The sequence below is a fragment of the Bacteroides sp. 1001302B_160321_D4 genome (genome assembly GCF_015667765.1).
Taxonomy (GTDB): domain Bacteria; phylum Bacteroidota; class Bacteroidia; order Bacteroidales; family Bacteroidaceae; genus Bacteroides; species Bacteroides xylanisolvens.
Map to the genome: position 1 here is coordinate 1 of NZ_JADPLO010000036.1, position 18,437 is coordinate 18,437.

22 protein-coding genes are annotated in these 18,437 nt (G+C 48.0%); 2 read left to right on the forward strand and 20 right to left on the reverse strand.

All coding sequences use genetic code 11. The annotated features are described in order from the left end of the window. Nucleotides 1-334: 334 nt before the first annotated feature. Together KFO40_RS14450 and KFO40_RS14455 are read left to right on the forward strand one after the other, a co-directional pair. Nucleotides 335-745 carry a PcfK-like family protein gene (locus KFO40_RS14450; protein WP_005868911.1) on the forward strand — a complete coding sequence of 137 codons (411 nt, stop codon included), beginning with the start codon at nt 335-337 and terminating at the stop codon, nt 743-745. 1 nt (nt 746) lies between these two features. Next, nucleotides 747-1,994 (forward strand): PcfJ domain-containing protein, encoded by a 1,248-nt coding sequence (locus KFO40_RS14455; RefSeq protein WP_005868910.1) that lies wholly within the window; start codon nt 747-749, stop codon nt 1,992-1,994. Nucleotides 1,995-2,093: 99 nt separating this feature from the next. Here KFO40_RS14455 and KFO40_RS14460 read toward each other — a convergent pair whose 3' ends face one another. The 20 genes from KFO40_RS14460 to KFO40_RS14555 form a co-directional block, all read right to left on the reverse strand. Further along, nucleotides 2,094-2,579, reverse strand: a complete 486-nt coding sequence (locus KFO40_RS14460) for a hypothetical protein (protein WP_005868909.1) — start codon at nt 2,577-2,579, stop codon at nt 2,094-2,096. Nucleotides 2,580-2,632: 53 nt separating this feature from the next. Then, on the reverse strand, nt 2,633-3,658 hold the full coding sequence (locus tag KFO40_RS14465; RefSeq protein WP_005868908.1) for a toprim domain-containing protein: 1,026 nt from the start codon (nt 3,656-3,658) through the stop codon (nt 2,633-2,635). A gap of 135 nt (nt 3,659-3,793) precedes the next feature. After that, entirely contained in the window at nt 3,794-4,213 is a 420-nt protein-coding gene (locus tag KFO40_RS14470) for a hypothetical protein (RefSeq protein ID WP_005868906.1), read from the reverse strand. A 22-nt stretch (nt 4,214-4,235) separates the two neighbouring features. Further along, nucleotides 4,236-6,182 carry a type IV secretory system conjugative DNA transfer family protein gene (locus tag KFO40_RS14475; RefSeq protein WP_005868904.1) on the reverse strand — a complete coding sequence of 649 codons (1,947 nt, stop codon included), beginning with the start codon at nt 6,180-6,182 and terminating at the stop codon, nt 4,236-4,238. 11 nt (nt 6,183-6,193) lie between these two features. Beyond that, nucleotides 6,194-6,577 carry a single-stranded DNA-binding protein gene (locus KFO40_RS14480; protein WP_007564694.1) on the reverse strand — a complete coding sequence of 128 codons (384 nt, stop codon included), beginning with the start codon at nt 6,575-6,577 and terminating at the stop codon, nt 6,194-6,196. Next, a complete protein-coding gene (locus tag KFO40_RS14485) occupies nt 6,555-7,748 on the reverse strand; it encodes an ArdC family protein (protein WP_005868899.1) in 1,194 nt (397 codons plus the stop codon). The genes KFO40_RS14480 and KFO40_RS14485 overlap by 23 nt, the downstream gene beginning before the upstream one ends. A 3-nt stretch (nt 7,749-7,751) precedes the next feature. Further along, nucleotides 7,752-7,937 carry a hypothetical protein gene (locus KFO40_RS14490; protein WP_005868897.1) on the reverse strand — a complete coding sequence of 62 codons (186 nt, stop codon included), beginning with the start codon at nt 7,935-7,937 and terminating at the stop codon, nt 7,752-7,754. Between the two features lie 18 nt (nt 7,938-7,955). Then, nucleotides 7,956-9,428: a DUF3945 domain-containing protein gene (locus tag KFO40_RS14495; protein ID WP_005868895.1), complete on the reverse strand. Its 1,473-nt coding sequence runs from the start codon at nt 9,426-9,428 to the stop codon at nt 7,956-7,958. Next, nucleotides 9,425-10,537: a DUF4138 domain-containing protein gene (locus KFO40_RS14500; protein WP_005868893.1), complete on the reverse strand. Its 1,113-nt coding sequence runs from the start codon at nt 10,535-10,537 to the stop codon at nt 9,425-9,427. Before KFO40_RS14500 ends, KFO40_RS14495 begins: the two co-directional genes overlap by 4 nt. 12 nt (nt 10,538-10,549) lie before the next feature. Continuing rightward, entirely contained in the window at nt 10,550-10,735 is a 186-nt protein-coding gene (locus KFO40_RS14505) for a hypothetical protein (protein WP_007564699.1), read from the reverse strand. After that, nucleotides 10,732-12,024, reverse strand: a complete 1,293-nt coding sequence (gene traM, locus KFO40_RS14510; RefSeq protein ID WP_195196202.1) for a conjugative transposon protein TraM — start codon at nt 12,022-12,024, stop codon at nt 10,732-10,734. Before traM ends, KFO40_RS14505 begins: the two co-directional genes overlap by 4 nt. Next, nucleotides 12,011-12,709, reverse strand: coding sequence for a hypothetical protein (locus KFO40_RS14515; RefSeq protein ID WP_005868891.1), 699 nt, complete (start codon nt 12,707-12,709; stop codon nt 12,011-12,013). The genes traM and KFO40_RS14515 overlap by 14 nt, the downstream gene beginning before the upstream one ends. A gap of 4 nt (nt 12,710-12,713) precedes the next feature. Next, complete coding sequence (locus KFO40_RS14520; RefSeq protein WP_005868890.1) at nt 12,714-13,769, reverse strand: hypothetical protein; 1,056 nt, start codon at nt 13,767-13,769, stop codon at nt 12,714-12,716. Nucleotides 13,770-13,775: 6 nt separating this feature from the next. After that, nucleotides 13,776-14,372, reverse strand: a complete 597-nt coding sequence (locus KFO40_RS14525) for a hypothetical protein (protein ID WP_005868889.1) — start codon at nt 14,370-14,372, stop codon at nt 13,776-13,778. Nucleotides 14,373-14,377: 5 nt separating this feature from the next. Continuing rightward, on the reverse strand, nt 14,378-14,599 hold the full coding sequence (locus KFO40_RS14530) for a hypothetical protein (RefSeq protein ID WP_005868888.1): 222 nt from the start codon (nt 14,597-14,599) through the stop codon (nt 14,378-14,380). Next, entirely contained in the window at nt 14,592-17,198 is a 2,607-nt protein-coding gene (locus KFO40_RS14535) for a TraG family conjugative transposon ATPase (RefSeq protein ID WP_005868887.1), read from the reverse strand. Before KFO40_RS14535 ends, KFO40_RS14530 begins: the two co-directional genes overlap by 8 nt. Beyond that, the gene (locus KFO40_RS14540) at nt 17,195-17,506 is read right to left on the reverse strand and encodes a hypothetical protein (RefSeq protein WP_005868885.1); all 312 of its coding nucleotides are present in this window, start codon (nt 17,504-17,506) and stop codon (nt 17,195-17,197) included. The genes KFO40_RS14535 and KFO40_RS14540 overlap by 4 nt, the downstream gene beginning before the upstream one ends. 12 nt (nt 17,507-17,518) lie before the next feature. Beyond that, on the reverse strand, nt 17,519-17,863 hold the full coding sequence (locus KFO40_RS14545; protein ID WP_005868883.1) for a hypothetical protein: 345 nt from the start codon (nt 17,861-17,863) through the stop codon (nt 17,519-17,521). An 18-nt stretch (nt 17,864-17,881) separates the two neighbouring features. Then, nucleotides 17,882-18,226 (reverse strand): hypothetical protein, encoded by a 345-nt coding sequence (locus KFO40_RS14550; protein ID WP_005868881.1) that lies wholly within the window; start codon nt 18,224-18,226, stop codon nt 17,882-17,884. Continuing rightward, nucleotides 18,223-18,435, reverse strand: coding sequence for a hypothetical protein (locus KFO40_RS14555; RefSeq protein ID WP_005868879.1), 213 nt, complete (start codon nt 18,433-18,435; stop codon nt 18,223-18,225). Before KFO40_RS14555 ends, KFO40_RS14550 begins: the two co-directional genes overlap by 4 nt. Nucleotides 18,436-18,437 lie beyond the last annotated feature (2 nt).

Below are 18,437 nucleotides of genomic sequence, written 5' to 3' on the forward strand. Positions count from 1 at the left end.
GCTCATAAACTCAGATGGGGCATGAAAGCTCAAAAAAAAAGTCGGCAGAAAGAAAAGGCCATCCCGGAAAGGGGTTTTAAAAAAAGGTCTTTAAATCTAGCTGAAGCATAAAATTAGAAGTTTAACAAACTAAGTAGCAGAAGTATATGCAAATCATTCAATTTGTTTTTTCGGTCATCATCGCTCTTTGTGCAGTGGCTATGTTTGTCGGAGCGGTAATAACGCCAAGTCCGATAAAGGTTGTGTCGGTTACGTTGTTGGCTCTTATTTGCCTATTCTCCTTGTTTCTCGTGAAATTGGCTTATTGTGAAATGAAATCTAAAAATGATATACTATGAAAGTGTCAGAACAATTTAAAAGTACCATCAAGGCATACCTTGATAATATGGCAGCGGTGGATAGTCTGTTTGCTCCAGTCTATCAAAAACCTACAAAGAATATAGATAATTGCATTACCTATATTTTAAACCAAGTGAAGAAAAGCGGTTGCTGTGGTTTTAGTGATGATGAAATTTTTGGTATGGCGTTGCACTATTATCAGGAAGATAATATTGAGGTGGGTAGCCCATTGAAATGTAATGTAGTCGTAAATCATCATGTTGAATTGTCAGAGGAAGAAAAGAAAGCGGCTCGTGAGGCTGCTATCAAAAAATTGCAGGAGGAAGAATTGGCAAAGTTGAAGAAGCGTCAACAAGCTAAACGTGAGAACAACACCGAAGTACAAACCCAGTTAACTCTTTTTTGATATGAAACCCAAGACAAAATTACAAATGGAAATCGTGAATGGGAGCAGGAAGTTAGCTCCCGTTTCAGAGGCTCAAAAGCGTTATGCCTATAAACATTGCTTTGTGCATTATTTCAAGCGTGATGCAAAGGGGAATTGCTTTTGTTTGGATTGTGGGCATACATGGCGGGATAAGGAAGATAAGAAAAACTGTAAATGTCCTCATTGCGGTATGAACCTGAAATTGGAGAATAGCAGGAAAAGGACGGCTGTATATAAAGAATATTTTTGTGTGATTACTACATACAAGCAATATCAAGTTATCCGTTTTTTTATGGTGGACTGCCGGCTGAAAAAAGGGTCTCCGGCTAATTACTTTATAATTGAGGCGGTACAGTGTTGGATGAATAAAGAGGGCAAGACAGAAACGCTGTCTTTGCTGCGGGGCATGTCTATATTTTATTACGATGCATGGATATATGGAAGTTCTTTGGAATTGCGTAAGCGGAATGTGCATCATGACCGTATTTATGATATTTGCCCGGCAGTTATCTATCCGAGAATGAAAGTGATACCCGAACTTACGAGGAATGGATTTAAGGGTGCCTTTTATGATATTTGTCCGAGTTCCTTCTTTATGACATTATTAACTGATAATCGGATGGAGATATTATATAAGGCAGGGCAAATGAATTTGTTCTTGAGATTTTTAGAGAGAAAATACGGTATAGATAAGTATTGGACGTATGTAAAAATCTGTTTAAGACATGACTATGTGATACATGATGCGGACTTGTGGCTGGACTATGTGGATATGCTGATAGAAAATAAATTGGATGCGAGAAATCCTCATTATTTGTGTCCGTTGAATGTAGAAGAAGCGCATGATTGGGTGATGGGGAAATGTAAGAAAAAATATTCTGAAAAGGATGAAAAAGACTATATTGCTGCCAAATCACGTTTCTTTAATCTTTCGTTTGCGGATGGAAATATTATGGTTCGGGTATTGGAAAGCCTTTCGGACTTTTACAAAGAGGGAAAGTTGCTGCATCATTGTGTATTCAGCAACGCCTATTATAAGAGAGAAGATTCGTTGATAATGTCGGCAACGGTGGATGGAAGGCGCATGGAAACGGTGGAGTTTTCACTTAGCAGGATGGAGGTGTGCCAGTGTCGTGGAAAGTCTAACCAATTATCAGCCTATCATGACCGGATTCTGAATTTGGTACGGGATAATATACCGTTGATAAGGGAAAGGATGGTAGTGTAATGAATAGCCCACACATCTAAATGTGTGGGAGTTCTTTTTTGGAAGACGCCCAAAAAAGAACCCCAAAAAACGTTGTCGCTACACATCGTTACGCTCGGATTATTTGCTTGTCGGCTTTAGTTTGCCGATACATTTTTCCATGTCGGGGGACAATAGGAAAGAAGCCGTCTTTTTCTGCTGCACCCCTGAGTGTGGCTGGACGATGGCATACCTGCATTTTAATATCTTGCCGATAACTTCCGTACTGTCACGGTGCAGGTACATGGCTTTCATGGCATCCGTTGCTTTCAGGCTTTTTTCGGCTTCCATATAGGCGGAAAAGGACGGTTTGAATAAGGCACGGGGACTTTCCGCTTTCTGTATGACAGCGGATAATTGTGCGCTTTTGTTGTTCAGGTAGCACAGGCTGTCCGATACGGTGACGTCTTCTGTTTCCAACACTTCCAGTAGTTCGAACTTTAAATCCGTCCAGGTGCCGTGAGAATCTGTCTGAACCCATTCCGCAATGGCCTTCTCATAGCCGGGTTTGCTGCATGAGGAAAAGGCAATGAGCAGCATACAAAAAAATAAATGCTTGATATTCATATTGATCTGATTTTATAGGTTGTCGTATTATGTGATGGAGCAAATCTATGAGGTTACTGGCCGTCCTCCGTGGAGGAACAGATGCCACACGAGATTTTCAGATCATCGTTCCAATCCTTGTTTTCCGAAAGTTCGACGTTCTTCAGTTTCCGTACCTTGTTGCGGAGTTCATCGTTACTCAGGCTCTCGACATCAGTCGTATCGCCATGAAAGTAACGATGCAGCCATAGAGTGTACTTGTGCCCTTGTTTGTCGTTGTCAAAGATGCTCCGGAGCTCCTTTACCTGGTTCTTGTCAAGAATCAGGCGTAATAGCCTCATTTGTCCTTCCGTGAATGTCCCTTCCGTAGATACATATACAAGATTGAGGTCGTTTCCGGAATGGCGTAATTGATAGTGGGAGATACAGTCTATAAATGACTCCCCAATGTAGAGAATGTCTATCGGGCGGCTTTTGTCATGGTTGCTGGTCGCCAGACAGTCGAACTTGCCACCGATAATCCCTTTGAATGTTTCATTTCGTTGAGAAATGGCTTGCACACCGTTTTCATTGTACATCTTGATGCACACGTTGCGGTAAACACTCCCTTTGTTCTTTACCTCACGGATAAAGAAAGTGTCTTTGAAGAACCGGCTTTCAATGCTTTCTTTCAGGATACCTCTTTTCTGGAGATAATTGCCCTTGTAGGGTTGTAGCTGGCTCAAGTAGAATTGAAGTTCGTCCGCTCTCATGCTTGTGTTACCTACTTCATACCGGCTTTTTTCGGGTGTCGTGATGCGGTTGGTGTTGATGTAGTTCTGAAGGATCTCCCCCACCTCGCGCAAGGACGGCATTTTTCCGGTTGTTTCAAATAGATGTTCCTGCATCAGATCCATGATACTGCGGCCACGCACGCTGTCACTATGCACGTCCCAATAGGTGTATTGGTTCTGCGAGTTCCGCTTGATGACGATGGTATGCGTTCCGTTGCTCATTTTGGGACAGGAGTTGGAAGAGCCTTCCACGATTTTCCATCCTAGTTCCAGCAGGAAATCGGGCAGAGAAATGGTTGTTTTTATCTGATTGAAATCGACTTTCATAACGTTGACTGGATTAGTTGAATCTCATTTTATCTGAGCTTAGATTATAAATGAGAAAGATTATCTTTCATAAAGATAAGAAATATCATCTAAATATGGAAGAGAAAGTATATGTTTTTTGATTCGTCTGCATTTTTATTTCAAGGTACTGTAAACCAAATCAACAGTAGTGTCTATACCGGGAACGGCCTCCAACTGTTTGCTCTGGTTGAATACGCTTTCCCCGTCTTTTTTTATCTGCATGGTGATGATAGCACTCTCTTTTGAATAGAGAATGCCTTGCACGGTAATTTGGCTGACAGGCTTTTCCGTGCTGTATTCCGCTTTATCGGTGAAACTCTCATCTACGGAAGCTGCGGAGGTACCGGTGCGTTCGTTCCTGAATCTCACGCCGTCAAGATTATATATATGCACACTGCCTTTGGGTGAGGAACCGGTTACGGCTACGGTGATGTGATACATGCCGGCTTTGTCTGTTTCCGATTGGATTTCCTCTTTGTTGCATGAAGCGGCCAATAAGCAGGCTGCCGCTAATAATGAATGAATTTTTCTCATGGTAGGATTCTTTTGTTGAATGTTATCGGATGATTTTTTGTTCTGTCTTGTGTGTCCCGGTTGGCGGAACTGCTGACTTTTCTTTTAATTTGTCCTCTATCTTTTTGAGGATGGCGTTGACATCTTCAATGATTTTGATGTAGTTCTGCTGGATAATCTCTTCCAGGATTTCCAGTTCCATCTCTTCTTTGCCGTTGCCCAGTTTGACCGGTAAGGAGAAACGGGGTATCTCCTTCTCTTCAAAACGGCACATATCCATCTGCACGCTGAAGAATGGCGGCTTGCCTCCGGCAATCTTGCCAATGAAGTGTCCGGCTGCTTGTCCGGCAATGTCCCTTGCCTTTAAGACTTTTTCTTTTTGCAGGCTCTCCGTGACACTGTTATTGCCACCGGCTTGGTGTGAATAAGATTCTTGCGCTTCTTTCTTCTCCCCAAGCAAGTTCTCGATGTCTTTGGCGGTCTTCTCATTTCCGGTCATACCGTAAGCCTGCGTTCCGCAGGAGGCTTTCAGGATGTTGGCACTTTTCTCTCCATAGTCCCTGACCGCTTGGTTGAAGTCCTGAACGGCGAGAATGGTAGCGACATTGTGCTTCCGGGCGGTTCCGATGAAAGTGTCAATGCCTTGCAACAGGATGGTCGGAAATTCATCTACCATGAATATGCTGGTCGCTTTGCCGGGATTGTTCATCTGTGACATCAAGACGCTGCCGATGCAGGAAATAGCAGGGGAAACGGCTTCCTTGATGGTGGGCGCATTGCCTACGCATAACAGCGTTGGGTGTTCCTTGTTGGTTATATCCAAAGAGAACTCTTCTTCGGGAAGTGGCGACAACACCCAGAAGATGTATTTGTTGTTCAGGAGTACCAACGGAGTCTGTGCGGATGATACGGCTCCGGCTGTCTGCTGTTGTGCACCCAGTTTCCAGGCGGTCAGCATGGAGGACATGTTCAATGCGATTTCAGGATCTTCCGACAGCCAGTGGAATACTAGGTTGCTGTCAGAAAGGGCAAGGGCTATCACATGGGGCAGCGTACAGATACCAAGCTTCCTTTCCTTGAAACATTTATAGGCGATTGAATAGACGTAGTTGATGGCATTGTTGGCCCAAAAGTCGGTCTTTTCCTTCCAGCTTGCTTCCAGATTCTTCATCAGTGTCATGATGATATTGCGGATGAATAGCGATTCGTTTCCCTTTGACATGTATTGCGGAGAAAGTACGTTCACCCTGACCGTGCGTGACATATCCACAAAGTTGATATAGGCGAAACGGGGTGTTTCCATCCCCTTGTTCCGGAAATGTTCGATGCTTCCGTATGCGATACGTGAGAGGATGGGTGACTTGTCCTTGGTGGGATCACCCTCCCAATCGTACACGAATCCGGCATAGTTGCGCTCGGCGCACTGGTAGATGATTCCCTTGATCCAGCTCTCTGATTTACCGCTTCCCGGACCGCCGTCGATATAGACATTCTGCTGCGGCTTATGGATGACCAGCGGCCCGGAGGCGGTTTCAAAGCGGAAGTAGAAAGCCGATTCTTCCCGGCTTAACCCGAAAATGCTATCATCGGATTGGGCATGACGCCGGATGAAATAAGGCAGAGTCTTGATGACAAGCAGCGTGTACGCTACGAATAGAATGGGAAATACAAATAGGTTATACCACGCTGATAACCGGCTGAATCCGACAACCAGCATGGATGCCGTAACCAGTGTCATACTGGTGTAAACCCATTTCTTGTTTTCGTCTTTCACTTTGCCAACCGGAAAGAGAAAAGCGAGGCCTCCGATCAGGATAACGTAGAGAAACCGGAATAGGATATCCTTCTCCATCAGCCTTTCCCACATGGCCGGATTACGTAGTGGAGCGTATAATCCCGTAACGATAGCCCACTGAAACAGTACGGCTGTCCCGATGAGCGTGGATAGCAGGATCAGGATGAATGACAGGTCTTTCTTCTCTCTTTCCATGGCCGTTGCTGTTATTGGGGTTGTCCGGATGCCGTTCCGTCACCGCTCTCTTTTTTCTCTGCCTTTCCCAGTAACTCAATGCGTGAGACGGTCAGGCTGACGGATGGGATGTGGCTACCGTCATCCTTCTGGAATACATCGGCATACACATCGCCGCAGACATATACCTGTGTCCCTTTTTTCAGATACTCAAAGACTTTACTCTCGTAATTCACGAAACAGCATACCCATAGGGTCTGTTCCTCGTTGTTCACGTTCTTGTACTTGGTGGATACATGGAAGTTGAATCCTTTTCCGTTCTTGTTCTGCCGGGCATCCGCACCGACATAACCGATAATTTGTCCTGTAAACATAATGATGGTTTTTAAAAGTTTATAATCCGAGCTGTGGCTCATTCATATTTTTCATGGCTGGCTCCGCTTCCATGGAAGGCAGCGAAATGCCGAAAGTGCTGTGTAGCGTTTCAAGGTTGTCGGCTGTAGGATGGTTTGCCGCAACACTTTCCAATAACCGTGATGAAGGGGTAAAACCTTCGTTTTTCATCTGCTCCAATACCGGACGGTTGTCTTGCAGGACGGCCTGCGTGAACCGTTCCTCCGGTGTGAGGTACTGTTCCATCCGTGCGGTATGTTCCTGAATCATATTGCTGGCTTTTCCTACATCGGCAAGGATGTTGTAGATGAATTTGGGATCTTCTTTCAAGGCTCCCAGCCAGTTTTTTAGATACATGGCATTTTCTTCCCGGATATGGGTGGATATTCCCAGGCTTTGCCCGACGGTAGCGGAGGTGAGTTCGGCAACCAGTTCCTCTTTGGCATATTGCTTGTCTCCGAAAATCACGCCTTTTTCCCGGTTCAGATGCTCAGGTTCTCCAGTCGAGTGCGCCATCTCATGCAGTAGTGTGGAGTAGAAATTCTCTCCGTCCTTAAACTGCCCCTTCAGGGGTACGACGATATGGTTATCTTCTCCCCTTGCATGGTAAGCACTATTTCCTTCCTTGGAATAAATGGGGCAGATCCATTGCTGTTCCCGTACCATCGCATCAATCAGAGGCACGGTGAGCATCCCTTGCTCGTCCTTGATGGCCGGTATCTTGAATTGCTCCTTCAATGCTTCCCATTTCTCCGGTTTCGTTTCCTGAAGATTGGTCTGCTGTACGTTGAACACATTGTATGTCTTCAGAAACGGCGTGACCTTATATTCCTGCTGCTCGTTTTTATCCAGGTTCTTATATACGTCGAAAGGTATTTTCTTTCCGTTCTTGTCTCTTACTGAGAAATTCCAGTAAATGACTGGGAATGACTTTTCTCCTTTCAGTATGTTAAGGCCGTTGTCTTTGGCTTGCATGAAGGTCATATAGACCGGCAGGCTGTACTGCTCTTTTTCCGAAAGTAGAAACAACATGAAGGAATTTACTCCGTTGTAGGTTCTTCCCTCGATATTTTGCGGAAGTCCCCCACCCTTTATCCCGAACCAAGGCTTTTGCCAGTTGTCTTCCACCTGCTTTATCTTTTCGATCATCAGTTCGGCGAAACGCTGTAATGCTTTATCACTTGCTGTATCCATGATTTATTGGTATAGATTTCTGTTCTCGTAATCAAGCAGCCATTCTCTGGCCGTTTGGTTGTTTGTCTCTTGCTGCTTGGCAGCCATCTCTTCTTGATAGGCTTGTGCAAGCTCTTCCTGTGCAAGTAGAAACTCTAAGTCACTGATTTCTCCTGCAATGTTTTTCTGTACTAATTCATCGTAATCCATAATTCCTGATTTTTTAGGTTATAAGTCATTGAAAGCCCGGTTGATGGTGCTGGCTATCGGACGGGCCATTTCCTTGCTGTTGTCGGGTTTGGGTGTGCTGGCCAGTTTGACATCTCCCAGTGTCTTTGTGCTGCCTTCCATCCCGAAAATCTTTTGTACGGCTATCAGTGTGTTGGCTTGCACACCCGTTTCACGCATCCGGGTAAGGTCTTCTTGAGTGAGCCGGTACCCTTCTTTCTGTATCTCTTGGATGACATGAAAGTTGTCGGTCTGTGCGGCATCCAACAGACGTGCGGCCTGCCTTTCATGTTCGCCCTGTTCTTCCGGCTTGGTGCCGAACAGCTGGATGACTTCATGGGTTTGCCTTTCATCCAGACCGTGTTCCTTACCGATTCCTTTGATAAACTCTTCACTGGGTTTATATCCTTCCTCTTTGAGCTTCCCGATTTTTTCAAAGTCATGTTTGCCCACCGCTTCCTTAAACTCGGCTTCCATATTGCGCCCCTCTTCGTGTTTTTGCTCTTTTGCAGCTTCTATGTTGGCCGCATGGGCTTCCAGTTTGGGGGTCATGGCCTTGATCAGCTCTTGTGCCTTGCCGGGAGTGATACTCTGTATGTTCTGTATCATGACTCCTTTCCTGTCATCCGTCAGTTGGATGTCGGCAATGAAGTAGCCTTCCGGACTGTGCAGCAGCTTGTTCTCCAGTGCATGGCCGTTGGCGAGCAGGTATTTGTCGGCTTTGGTTAACTTGTAGCCGCCATATTCGCTGGTCTGCCCGATGATGTCGGGAATCTTGATTTCCTGGTTGGTGCGCAGGATGACGGAGTTCAGATCCCGGTCAACTTGCAGCAGGATGTCCTTCTTATTTACGGTGATGGGTACGATGTCACCGGCAAGCAGCTGTTCTTTCTCTTTCTTGCCCAACTTCTTTCCCAGCACCTTGTCCGGGATAACCAACGCCTCTTTGCGGTAGAATACGGAGATTCCGTCATCGTTGAAACGGAGCTTCCCCGGTTTGCCGTGTATCTCCATCAAATCAGACATGACACCCTTTTCCAGCTTGGTGCCTTTCCCGTCGAGGATGTTCCCTTGCTTGTAGGCGTATTCATAGAGCGACTGTCCGGTGTAGCATACCTTCAGGCGATGGTCGATGACGGTAAAGCCGTCCTTGTCATGTCCCTTCAGGTTCTCCCACCGCTTGATGCTGATGCCATCCTTCTCCAGCTCGGCGACATATTTAGGATCATTGGCACGTTCCTTGTCAAAAAGGGCGGATACACGTTCTTTTGATTGGTCACGAAGGCTTTCATCGTACTTTGCTCCGGCTTTTTCCCTGATTTCGCTTACGCTCATGCTCAGCTCTTCCCCGTCTTTGCGGAACCGGAAATATCCGTCCCGGTATTCGGTCTGATAGCCCAGTGATTCGGCGATGCCGCCGAACTGTCCCACGTTGTCGAACATATAGGTGTCTAATGCTTCTCTCAGTTTCATGGCTGTGGCTTGTATAAGGGTTCTGCGGAAAGGATGTATTCGTTCAACACGGCCAGCTTGATGTGCCGCCCGCCGTTTCGCTCGTAAATCTCGATCTCGAATACCTTATCATCGGGTATCGTGAATTTGTCGAAACCAAGTATCAGCCGGTTCCGGCTCTTGCCCTTGATTTTCGTATCAAAATCTTTCTGATAGATAGGTTCGATGGTCGTTTCTTGCTGGATGGCGTTCTTGCTCTTCTTTTGGTCACGCTGGAAACATTTGACAAACTCGATGTCGTAGTCGATGTATGATTTGTTTTTCAGGTCAAAGATGAAAAACATGAAGTCCTCATGCACATACAGATTGGCCATTGACAACTCAAACTTGTTCTCGATGACCCCCAGGCTGTAGATGTTGCGCTTCTTGGTGCGCAGCTCTTGGATGCATCTTTCCATTTCCTCGCTGTTCACATCCACATGGGCGGTATATTTGCGCTGGTCATCAAAATTGTAGGTGAATACGGAGGTATTGCCCCGTTTGATGGTGATGTGGTAAGTGTTCATGGCCTTATCCACCACAAACAGGTTGGAATATGCCACGGCATCTTTGGCGGTTGATACTTTCAACTGGTTGTTGTAGGCGGCCAGAGTGAAGGACACCTCGTTGCCGGGCGTTCCGTAAGCGATGTCCTCCGGAAAGAAGAACTCGGCCAGATGGAGGTCGCTGACTTCTGCCTGATAGTCATGGTGCTGCCATTTCCCGTTGTCCTCGTAAATGTTCGGGTACGAATCCGTGCCGCCTTCGGGAAGGTAGCGGATGTGATAGGTGTAAACGCTTCCGTCGATGCAGACTACGGTCAGGTTGGTCTCTTCGGTGAATCCTTCCGCTTGCGCCGAGAGCCTGACGATATGGGGCGCCTCTTCTACCCGGCTGGCCATGACAAGCTCCTGTTCGCCGATGGCGATATCAGATACTTGCACAGGAAATACCAGGTGTTTCACACAGTCGAAAGAGATAAAGATGTCTTTTTGGCTGATGGCTTGTTTCCGGGGAGTGCCGTTTTCCTGAGCGAAGAGCGGCAGACTGCACACAAAGCAGTAAAACAGTAGATAAATATATTTCTTCATGTTGTCGATATGTTAAACGGTTCTTGAAAAAAAGGCGGTGAATACGGTAATGCCCCATAGAAGAAGCAGGGTAATGCCGAAAGAAACGGTCAGCGGACGGATTTCTTTAAAGGCTCGTCCGTTCCGGCGTGATACGTAGATCCGATAGCCGAAAAAGACCGCTGACAGCGCAAGCAGGTAATTGAGAATGTCTATCATAATTTGTCTATCAATGTTTGAAGGGGATGATTTTTCTTGTTCGTTTTCTCTTGTTCCATTTGCTCATAGAGCTTCTGTAACTCCGCTTGCACGGCTTGCCTACGCAACTTCGATTCCTGACTCTCTTCTTGGATATACATTTCGTAGTTGGACTTGAGATGTACCTTCACTTGTGAGAGGCTCATGTTCAAGATTTGCTTGGCTACCTGGGTGGTGGCGTTGACTACGCTGGTCACTTCGCTGGCCATCGTGCCGATGGAAGAGAGCGGCATGTCAATGTTCTGTACAAGACCTTGTTCCATACGCTTGGCTGCACTGGCTTTCAGGTTATTGGGCAGGTTCAAACCTTCCATGGCATCATTGTCGAAGACAACCACCGATACGGGATTGAGGTTGTCTCCTACCTTCAGGTTGCTGACTACCACATCGAGGCGGTTGGCTCCCAAAGTGGCGATACCGTAAAACAGCGTGTTGGCCGGTATCTTCATGCCGGATAGGGTTACGTCCTGAAGCAACCGCATCCGTACCGTACTGCCCGTGACTACGGTCTGGTCGCCGTGGATGCAAGCCCTGAAGAGGTTGCTGTTTCCCGGTGCGGAGGTCGGTTGGCGGCGTACCCGCTTGCCGTTTTCGGCATGGTAGATCGGGCCTTTTTGCATCAGGCTGTCGGCGGATGGATGGCCGGAAGGGTTGGCAGCGGCTTTCTCCGTTTTTCCCTCTTGGTCATAATTGACAATCCGTTCATACATGTCATACATGCGCTTGCGGTATTTGTCGGATTCTTCCAGTTCCTTGCGGATGCGTGAGTTCTTCTTGGCTTCCCGGATAATCTCGTTGAGCGCCTGCTCGTCCTCCAGTCCGTCCAGTTGGCTTTCCAGCTGATGAGAGAAGCGTCCGTTCCGGCCACCTCCGTATTCTGCCATGACTTCGCTGTACGGATCGTTCTGCATACGGCGGATGCGCTCCAGTGTGGCACGGTCATACCGCTCCTGCTGGTTTTGCAGCTCGAAGTAAAAATCAGATCCTTTGACCTGAGACTCTTTCAGGATGCGTGCCTTCTCCTGCTCTTCCAGTTTGTCCTGCTTATAGGCTTCCATCTTGTCGTTCACCTTGTCGGCCATTTCCGACTGTGGTTCCAAAAAGGCTTGCGAGGCGGCCTGTCTGTCACTCCCTGACGGCACGTTCCCGTCCTCACGGATGAAGAATACATAAAGGAAGAGGATGCCCAGGATTACCGGGATGGCCATCAACAGCTTGTTCTTGTCTTTGATAAGTTTATTCGGTTCCATGGTCGGTTGGTTTAGAGGTTTCTGACTGGTTTTCATTCTTGCCCGGAGAAGCTGCCTGCGATGTGTTGGTGCCGTTGCTTTCCACGGGTTCGGAATAGCGGACAATCCAATCTTCTATCTTGGCTCCGTGCGCATTTTCCTCGCTGCGGGACAGCATATCATAGATGGTGAACTCCGCTTCGATATTACGTGAGATGCTTCCCCGTGCCCGGTACCCGGTCTGCGTGAAGATTATCTTTCCGGAAACGGGTATCGTTTGTGTGTTAATCTCTACATCCTTGATGCGTACCCCGTAACGGATATTCTTTTGTATGAGTGAGTTCAGCATATTCACATCGTTGTACTCGTTCAACAGCTCCTTCCCCTTGTTGCCTATGAGGTTGAGCGCAAGCGAAATGTTCTTCTCGTAGCTGCTCTCGTCAAAGGCATACCAGTGGGTTACGAAGGTCTTTACATGGTTCATGTATTCGTATTGCCGCATATCGCTGGCAGACAGGCTGCTTGCCTCATAGACTTCTCCCTGCCTGTCGATGACGAGAGCCTGGCCGTATGCTTTTTCTATTTTGTTGATAAGGAAGATGATACTGCTGGCAAAAGCGATAGTCAGAATGATGCAGTACCCGGCTGAAAGCCGGATAGTCAGCTTGACCGCATCATCTGCTCCTTTGAATTTCATCAGATTCATAGTTCTATTTTTTATTGTTGTCGTTTATGAAACTTGCCCCGATAGAGGCGGCACCGCCTACGTTGGTCAGCTTGCCGCCTGCCGCTGCGCCTCCCATCAGGGCGATGGTGGCCGCCGTGGTGACGATTGACACGGTTTTCGAAATGATTTTCCCGGCATCGCTGTGTCCTACGATTTTGGAGGATAGCCAGAAACAGCTGCAATAAGCACCAATCAGGGCGAGATCCATTCCTAAATATTGTATCTGCTGCGTAGCTGCGTCCACCATGTCGGCACTTTCCGTATAGATGGCCTTGAAGGTCTGCCATATGATTTGGTTCAGAATATTGATGACGGTGAATACCATACAGGCGGAGCAGAGCGTACCGAACCAGATACTCAACTGTTTCTGAAAGACCGGCAACATGCTTACGGCAAAGACAAACGGGCCGAGAATGACCAGTAGCTTGACAATGACCACGCCGATACCCAAGATGACTACTTGTATGATTCCTACCAATAGGGCGGAAATGCCATGAAGCACAAGGGTGGCGAGGTTGGCGGGGTTGAGCAGCTGCACAATCTTCTCCACGCTGGAGCGTACACCGGTCATTTCGTCCTCTTCCATCTTTTTATCCAGTTCGTGCTGCATGGCGCCGGTGCTGTCTTCTCCGGCTGCTACCTCCGACTGGAGGCTGTGTTTGTCGTATTCGGCAATCATCTCTCCTTGTTCGATGGCTGATTGTGCCATGAACTGGGCAAATTCCTGCGCACGCTCGGAGGTCAGCGAGGTGGCTTCGTTGATTACTTCCATCGTGCCTACGATGGTTTGGGCGATGGGGGTGTATATGCTTAGGCAGAAGAACAGTACCAGGCAACGGGCGATTTCCATCATGTCGGGAAATTTGTCCTCATTCGGGCTTAACAGCTGGCTGGCTCCGTGATAGAGATAGTTGTATGCTAGGTTGCAGATAAAGCAGATGACACCAACACCGAAGGCGATGACTGTCATTTGCGAAACGAGTTCCATCGTCAGACCGTCCGTGATCTGAAGTCCCCAGAGAAAATTATCTTGATTCATAACGCTTTAATTGGTGTGTCGTGTGAAAGCGGCCAACCGTCCCTGGTAATAGGTCTTCCGGTTATGCCCCTTCATGGATTTGTAAATGACCGTGGAACGCACGGATTCGTTAAACTCACGCATCTCTTCGGCGGCTTTTTCCACCGATTCCTTCACCTGCTCGATAAAGGACATGCGCCCTTCCGAGTTCATCGAGAAGTAACTGGTCACGGTGGCCACCTTGAACAGCAGGTCGGTACTCAGGCTCAGATTGACGGTCACACGCTGAAAGTTGAGAAATTTCAGGCAGTGGTAATTCGATCCTACGTTCAGGTAAAAGCTGTAGTCGCTGCTCAGGCAGGCTACGTCGTCCAGCAGGTCGGCAAGCTCTTTCAATGATTTGAGTTCCTTCAACTGGTCGATCTTTTGCAGGCCGAGCCGCAGTTCCTGGGCATCGATCATTTCATTGATTTGTGTAACCCATTTCTTGACATTGGCGATCCATTCCGTTGAGTTCAGCAGGGTGTGGCCGGGATCATGCACGACGAACTGGGCATGAACACTGCCGGTTCCCATCAGCCCTATCGAGGCGGCAAGTCCGAGTATGAGAATGATTCTTTTCATGACGGTTATTTGTTGGTGATGAATAATAGGGTGAATATGACACATACCAGCCAGGCTGTCAGATAGCTCTTGGCATTTTCCTTTTTCGTGGCGAGTGCCCATACCACGAAAATGAGCGCAACGCCCAAAAGTGCGGCGGCAATGCTTCCGGCAAGATTGTATGCGCTGCCGTTGAAGTCGGTTGACCAGCCTAGAAGGGCGGTCAGCCCTTGGGTGGCGTCATCCATACTTTTTCCTCCTTTCCTCCAGATAGCGGTTGATGGCCGTATAGGTCGAGCCGCTTTCGTTGAACAACTGCTTCAGTCGTACTACTGTCGCCTGGCGCGAATCGAAGGCTACGGCGGCGAAGTCGGACACCTCGTTGCGGAAGATGAAGGCATCGTTCGACATCTTGATGAAAAACTCTCTCCAGCGTTCCGTGCGCTGCAACGACTCGATCATATAGGCCTCTTCGTCCGTGATGGAAAGCACGGCTTTCACTTCCGGCAGGTTCTGCCGGTGTTCTGAATGGTCGAGGATAATCTTGGTCGCGCAGTTGATGATGATGGAGTCCTTGATACTGGACGGCATGTTTTTCAAAAACAGGATGTTCTGTGCGGCCAGCGTGATGCTTCCCTCCTTTTTACGGAAGGTTCGGTACAGGTAGGCGATGAAGTCTCCGAATTTCTCGTCTTGCAGGAAGTCGAGTGCTTCGTCGATGATTAGCTCTTTGGCAAACCCCTGGCGTTTCTTGATTTTATCCACGATCATTTGCAGGGTGATGATGGCAACGAGTGGAAAGTACTCTTTCTTAGAGGCATCTTCCATATCGAAGGCTATCAGCCGGTCATGCACGATATCCACGTTCTCGGTAGCGTTCAGCAGGAATGACAGCTCTCCGTCCGTATAGGGTTCCAGTAAAAGCAACAGCTCCTCTATCTCGAATTTCTGTTTCTCAAACTCGGTCATCCGTTTGCTGAACACTTCCTTCAGATAAGCCCGGTAAGTTATCAGCGTCGGGAAGATACGCTCATGCTTCTCTCCTATTGAAGAATTGTTCACATAGTCGTAAAATCCGATGACGGATTTCCTGAGAATGGCGTTTTCGGCAGGCAGCATGGGTTCACGTACCTTCCAAATGTAGCTGATAATGGCGACGATGGTCTTTATCTGGTCATCGGCAGACTCGGCATCCGTGGTGTCGATGTACAGGTATTTGCCGTTCTTGTCACGGTCACACAAGAAGGGGTTGAACGCAAATTTCTTCTGCTCGGTAGAGTCGAAGTATTTGCCCCGGTTCAAGGCTATCATCGAGCGGTAAGAGCCGCCGATGTCAATGATCATCACATCCCGGCCCAGCTCATAGCTTTGCAGGATGTAATTGTTCAGCCAGAAAGATTTACCGGAACCGGACGGGCCGATAACGATGCGGTTCTTGTTGTTCAGCGCCGGATAATCCCAGAGGTTTATCTTGGCGGGAGTACCGAAACGGTCATGGTAGATATGCCCTTTCTCGTCCGAAAGGTACATCCCCTCTTTTTGCAGATAGCAGATGGCCTGCTTGGTCGTGTTGACGAAGCCCCGGTAATTGGCCCTGGCATTGCCGGGTATGTTGCAGAAGAACAGGTTGCACAGCTCGGCGTTCTCCACATAGCACGAACTTTGGTTCATAAAGCTGAAGCCTTGCTGTACCAGTGCGGTTTTCCGCATGAGCGAGGTGCGGTCTGTATCGTTCAGCACGACATTGAAGGCGGTATAGGCGGTCTGGTAGTCGAACTGGGTAATCTCATCGCAGAAGGCTGCCTGCTCGCGTTGCTTCTCTGCCGCCGGAGGGTAGAAGTTGGTGATGTAGTTCAGCGCGTCTTTCTCCGCACCGATGGCCGTTACGGTGGCATCTGGATCGGTTATCTCTATCACGATGTTTACGATGTGGTTGAACGGCAGGCCAAGTCCTACGGGGTACAGCATCGAGCATTTGCTCCGTATGCTGTCCGGTATCTCTATGTTTCCCCCGTATGCCTTCGACTTGCCGGTGTGCGGCACGGCCAGTTCCTGAAGATGCTCGCCTTCGTTGGTCAGCGAAAGGATGGAAACGTGCTGCTGCCCTATTTTCATGCTTCCGCTTTCACTGACAGCCATAGGGTTGACGCTCTTCTGCGTGGCATCGTTTTCCGGTGTCTCGTAAGAGAGGTTGACGTAGTCGTAGATGGCGTTGTTCAGTTCCGTATCATCCATCTTGCGTATCTCAAACTGCTGGATGGACGACAAACCGTTCTCAAAGTTCATCAGAAAGGCTTCCATTTCTGTCAGCCGTTGCTGATATTCCTTATAAGGTTGCTTGAACGGGTAGTGCAGCTTTCGCATCAGCGAGGTGCCCGATGCGCTTTTGCGTATCTTACCGTTTCGGCTGCCGTTCGTGAACGTCACATACAGGTTGGTGTAACTGTTCAGTATCTCCTTGCCGTTGAAATGACGGTTGTTCTCCGCTATCAGGGCATTGGAAGAGTATTCTGCATGATGGTATCGCCCCGTATAGTAGAAATTCTGCTGATGGATGACCGTGCCTGCCGGAAGCAGCTTCAAAAGAGCCTCCAACCGCTCATGGATGTATTGCGCCTCGCTTTCCGACAAGGTGAACACTTCGGGCAGAAGCAGCCGGTAGCCGACGGTGATGTCACCGTTCCCGTTGATGACGGCGTTCTCCGTGATGGTCTGGATAGGCAAGACACTTTCCAGATCCACGGATTTGTCCTTCACCTCTATCTCTGTCTGCCGGATATACAGCAGAGCAATCAGCAGGCACAGCGCACAGATTAGCAGGGATATGAGTATGATGATTCCTATCATGGTTGCTGTTTTAGGATGAATTTGAAAATCTGCCGTTTGTCCGTTATCTGCCGGGGGGTGGCGTTCTTGATCCGGAGGCCGGTCAGGTAGTCCGGGTTACCGGCCTTGTGTTCCTTTTTCAAGGTTTGGAACAGCAGACCGGATAGAAACAGAATGGCGGAAATGATTCCGATGATGAGTATCGGGTGCAGCTGCTTGAATATGCTCACGATGATGATGATGGCCGTCAGCAGCATGAAGATGGCGAACTGTCCCGATGACAGACCGAAGAACTTGATCGGCTTGTTGATTTTACGCATGGTTCTCATGGCTCTTCGTTTTTAGATAATCAGGAAGGCTACCATGATGACTACCACGGCGATGATCCAGCCGAGCAGGTATTCCTTGGCATGGGGATTGTTCGTGGCAAGCGAATAGATGACAAAGACCAGAGCGATGCCGAGTACCGCCGCCAAAATGTATTTGGCTACGTCCAGAATGGTGTCCGCACCCTCTTTGGCTTTGTCTGTCACTTCGGATAGGCTGTTAATCTTCAGGCCGCTTTGTGCCTCCGCCACTTGTGCCGTTCCCAACAGCGTGAAGAATATGAGAAAGGTGAAGATAACCTTTCCATAGCGGTTAATGACTTGGTTCGCTTTTTCTCTTACATTTTCGATTGCTTTCATTTTGTTCCTATTTTTTAATTAAACATGAATCGTTTTCAGTCTCTCCCATTGCACATCCTTATACTTGATGGATATGGGCTCTTCTTTCGGCTGTTCCGGCAGTGGTTTGCCTGAGTAGTAGTAGGCTCTTCCATGCAGGTACATATCGGCTATCTCGGCAGCCAATTCCTCTTCTTCCAGCTCAGGCTGAAATACCACGCAGATGACCGGACAGGCTCTCTCCTGCCCTTCCTTGCGCACCGCCTCCCTTATCGGCTTCTCTTTCTCCTTTCCGGAAGAAAGTGCTTTCTTCTTTTTCCGAAAGTAAAAGTGAAGCGTGACACAGGCGAGTATGGCAACCAGTATCAAATCCACTACGTTCATAAGAGTTGCCAGATAATGAGCCAAGTGACCAATGCCGTGATATAGGTGATGATGGCCTCTTTGGTGCGCTCGTGGTTGCTTATCAGCTTTTTAAGTACCGCTAGTCCGGCACATAGAAAGCCTACCCCTATCAGCATGGCGCCTATTTCACGGTATAAGGAGATCAGGCCGGATACATTTGTATCGGCTAACAATATGATAATAAGCATGG

Coding starts and splice junctions, on each gene's coding strand:
- KFO40_RS14450 (WP_005868911.1), top strand. CDS start 335: ATGAAAGTGTCAGAACAATTTAAAAGTACCATCAAGGCATACCTTGAT.
- KFO40_RS14455 (WP_005868910.1), top strand. CDS start 747: ATGAAACCCAAGACAAAATTACAAATGGAAATCGTGAATGGGAGCAGG.
- KFO40_RS14460 (WP_005868909.1), bottom strand. CDS start 2,579: ATGAATATCAAGCATTTATTTTTTTGTATGCTGCTCATTGCCTTTTCC.
- KFO40_RS14465 (WP_005868908.1), bottom strand. CDS start 3,658: ATGAAAGTCGATTTCAATCAGATAAAAACAACCATTTCTCTGCCCGAT.
- KFO40_RS14470 (WP_005868906.1), bottom strand. CDS start 4,213: ATGAGAAAAATTCATTCATTATTAGCGGCAGCCTGCTTATTGGCCGCT.
- KFO40_RS14475 (WP_005868904.1), bottom strand. CDS start 6,182: ATGGAAAGAGAGAAGAAAGACCTGTCATTCATCCTGATCCTGCTATCC.
- KFO40_RS14480 (WP_007564694.1), bottom strand. CDS start 6,577: ATGAGCCACAGCTCGGATTATAAACTTTTAAAAACCATCATTATGTTT.
- KFO40_RS14485 (WP_005868899.1), bottom strand. CDS start 7,748: ATGGATACAGCAAGTGATAAAGCATTACAGCGTTTCGCCGAACTGATG.
- KFO40_RS14490 (WP_005868897.1), bottom strand. CDS start 7,937: ATGGATTACGATGAATTAGTACAGAAAAACATTGCAGGAGAAATCAGT.
- KFO40_RS14495 (WP_005868895.1), bottom strand. CDS start 9,428: ATGAAACTGAGAGAAGCATTAGACACCTATATGTTCGACAACGTGGGA.
- KFO40_RS14500 (WP_005868893.1), bottom strand. CDS start 10,537: ATGAAGAAATATATTTATCTACTGTTTTACTGCTTTGTGTGCAGTCTG.
- KFO40_RS14505 (WP_007564699.1), bottom strand. CDS start 10,735: ATGATAGACATTCTCAATTACCTGCTTGCGCTGTCAGCGGTCTTTTTC.
- traM (WP_195196202.1), bottom strand. CDS start 12,024: ATGGAACCGAATAAACTTATCAAAGACAAGAACAAGCTGTTGATGGCC.
- KFO40_RS14515 (WP_005868891.1), bottom strand. CDS start 12,709: ATGAATCTGATGAAATTCAAAGGAGCAGATGATGCGGTCAAGCTGACT.
- KFO40_RS14520 (WP_005868890.1), bottom strand. CDS start 13,769: ATGAATCAAGATAATTTTCTCTGGGGACTTCAGATCACGGACGGTCTG.
- KFO40_RS14525 (WP_005868889.1), bottom strand. CDS start 14,372: ATGAAAAGAATCATTCTCATACTCGGACTTGCCGCCTCGATAGGGCTG.
- KFO40_RS14530 (WP_005868888.1), bottom strand. CDS start 14,599: ATGGATGACGCCACCCAAGGGCTGACCGCCCTTCTAGGCTGGTCAACC.
- KFO40_RS14535 (WP_005868887.1), bottom strand. CDS start 17,198: ATGATAGGAATCATCATACTCATATCCCTGCTAATCTGTGCGCTGTGC.
- KFO40_RS14540 (WP_005868885.1), bottom strand. CDS start 17,506: ATGAGAACCATGCGTAAAATCAACAAGCCGATCAAGTTCTTCGGTCTG.
- KFO40_RS14545 (WP_005868883.1), bottom strand. CDS start 17,863: ATGAAAGCAATCGAAAATGTAAGAGAAAAAGCGAACCAAGTCATTAAC.
- KFO40_RS14550 (WP_005868881.1), bottom strand. CDS start 18,226: ATGAACGTAGTGGATTTGATACTGGTTGCCATACTCGCCTGTGTCACG.
- KFO40_RS14555 (WP_005868879.1), bottom strand. CDS start 18,435: ATGCTTATTATCATATTGTTAGCCGATACAAATGTATCCGGCCTGATC.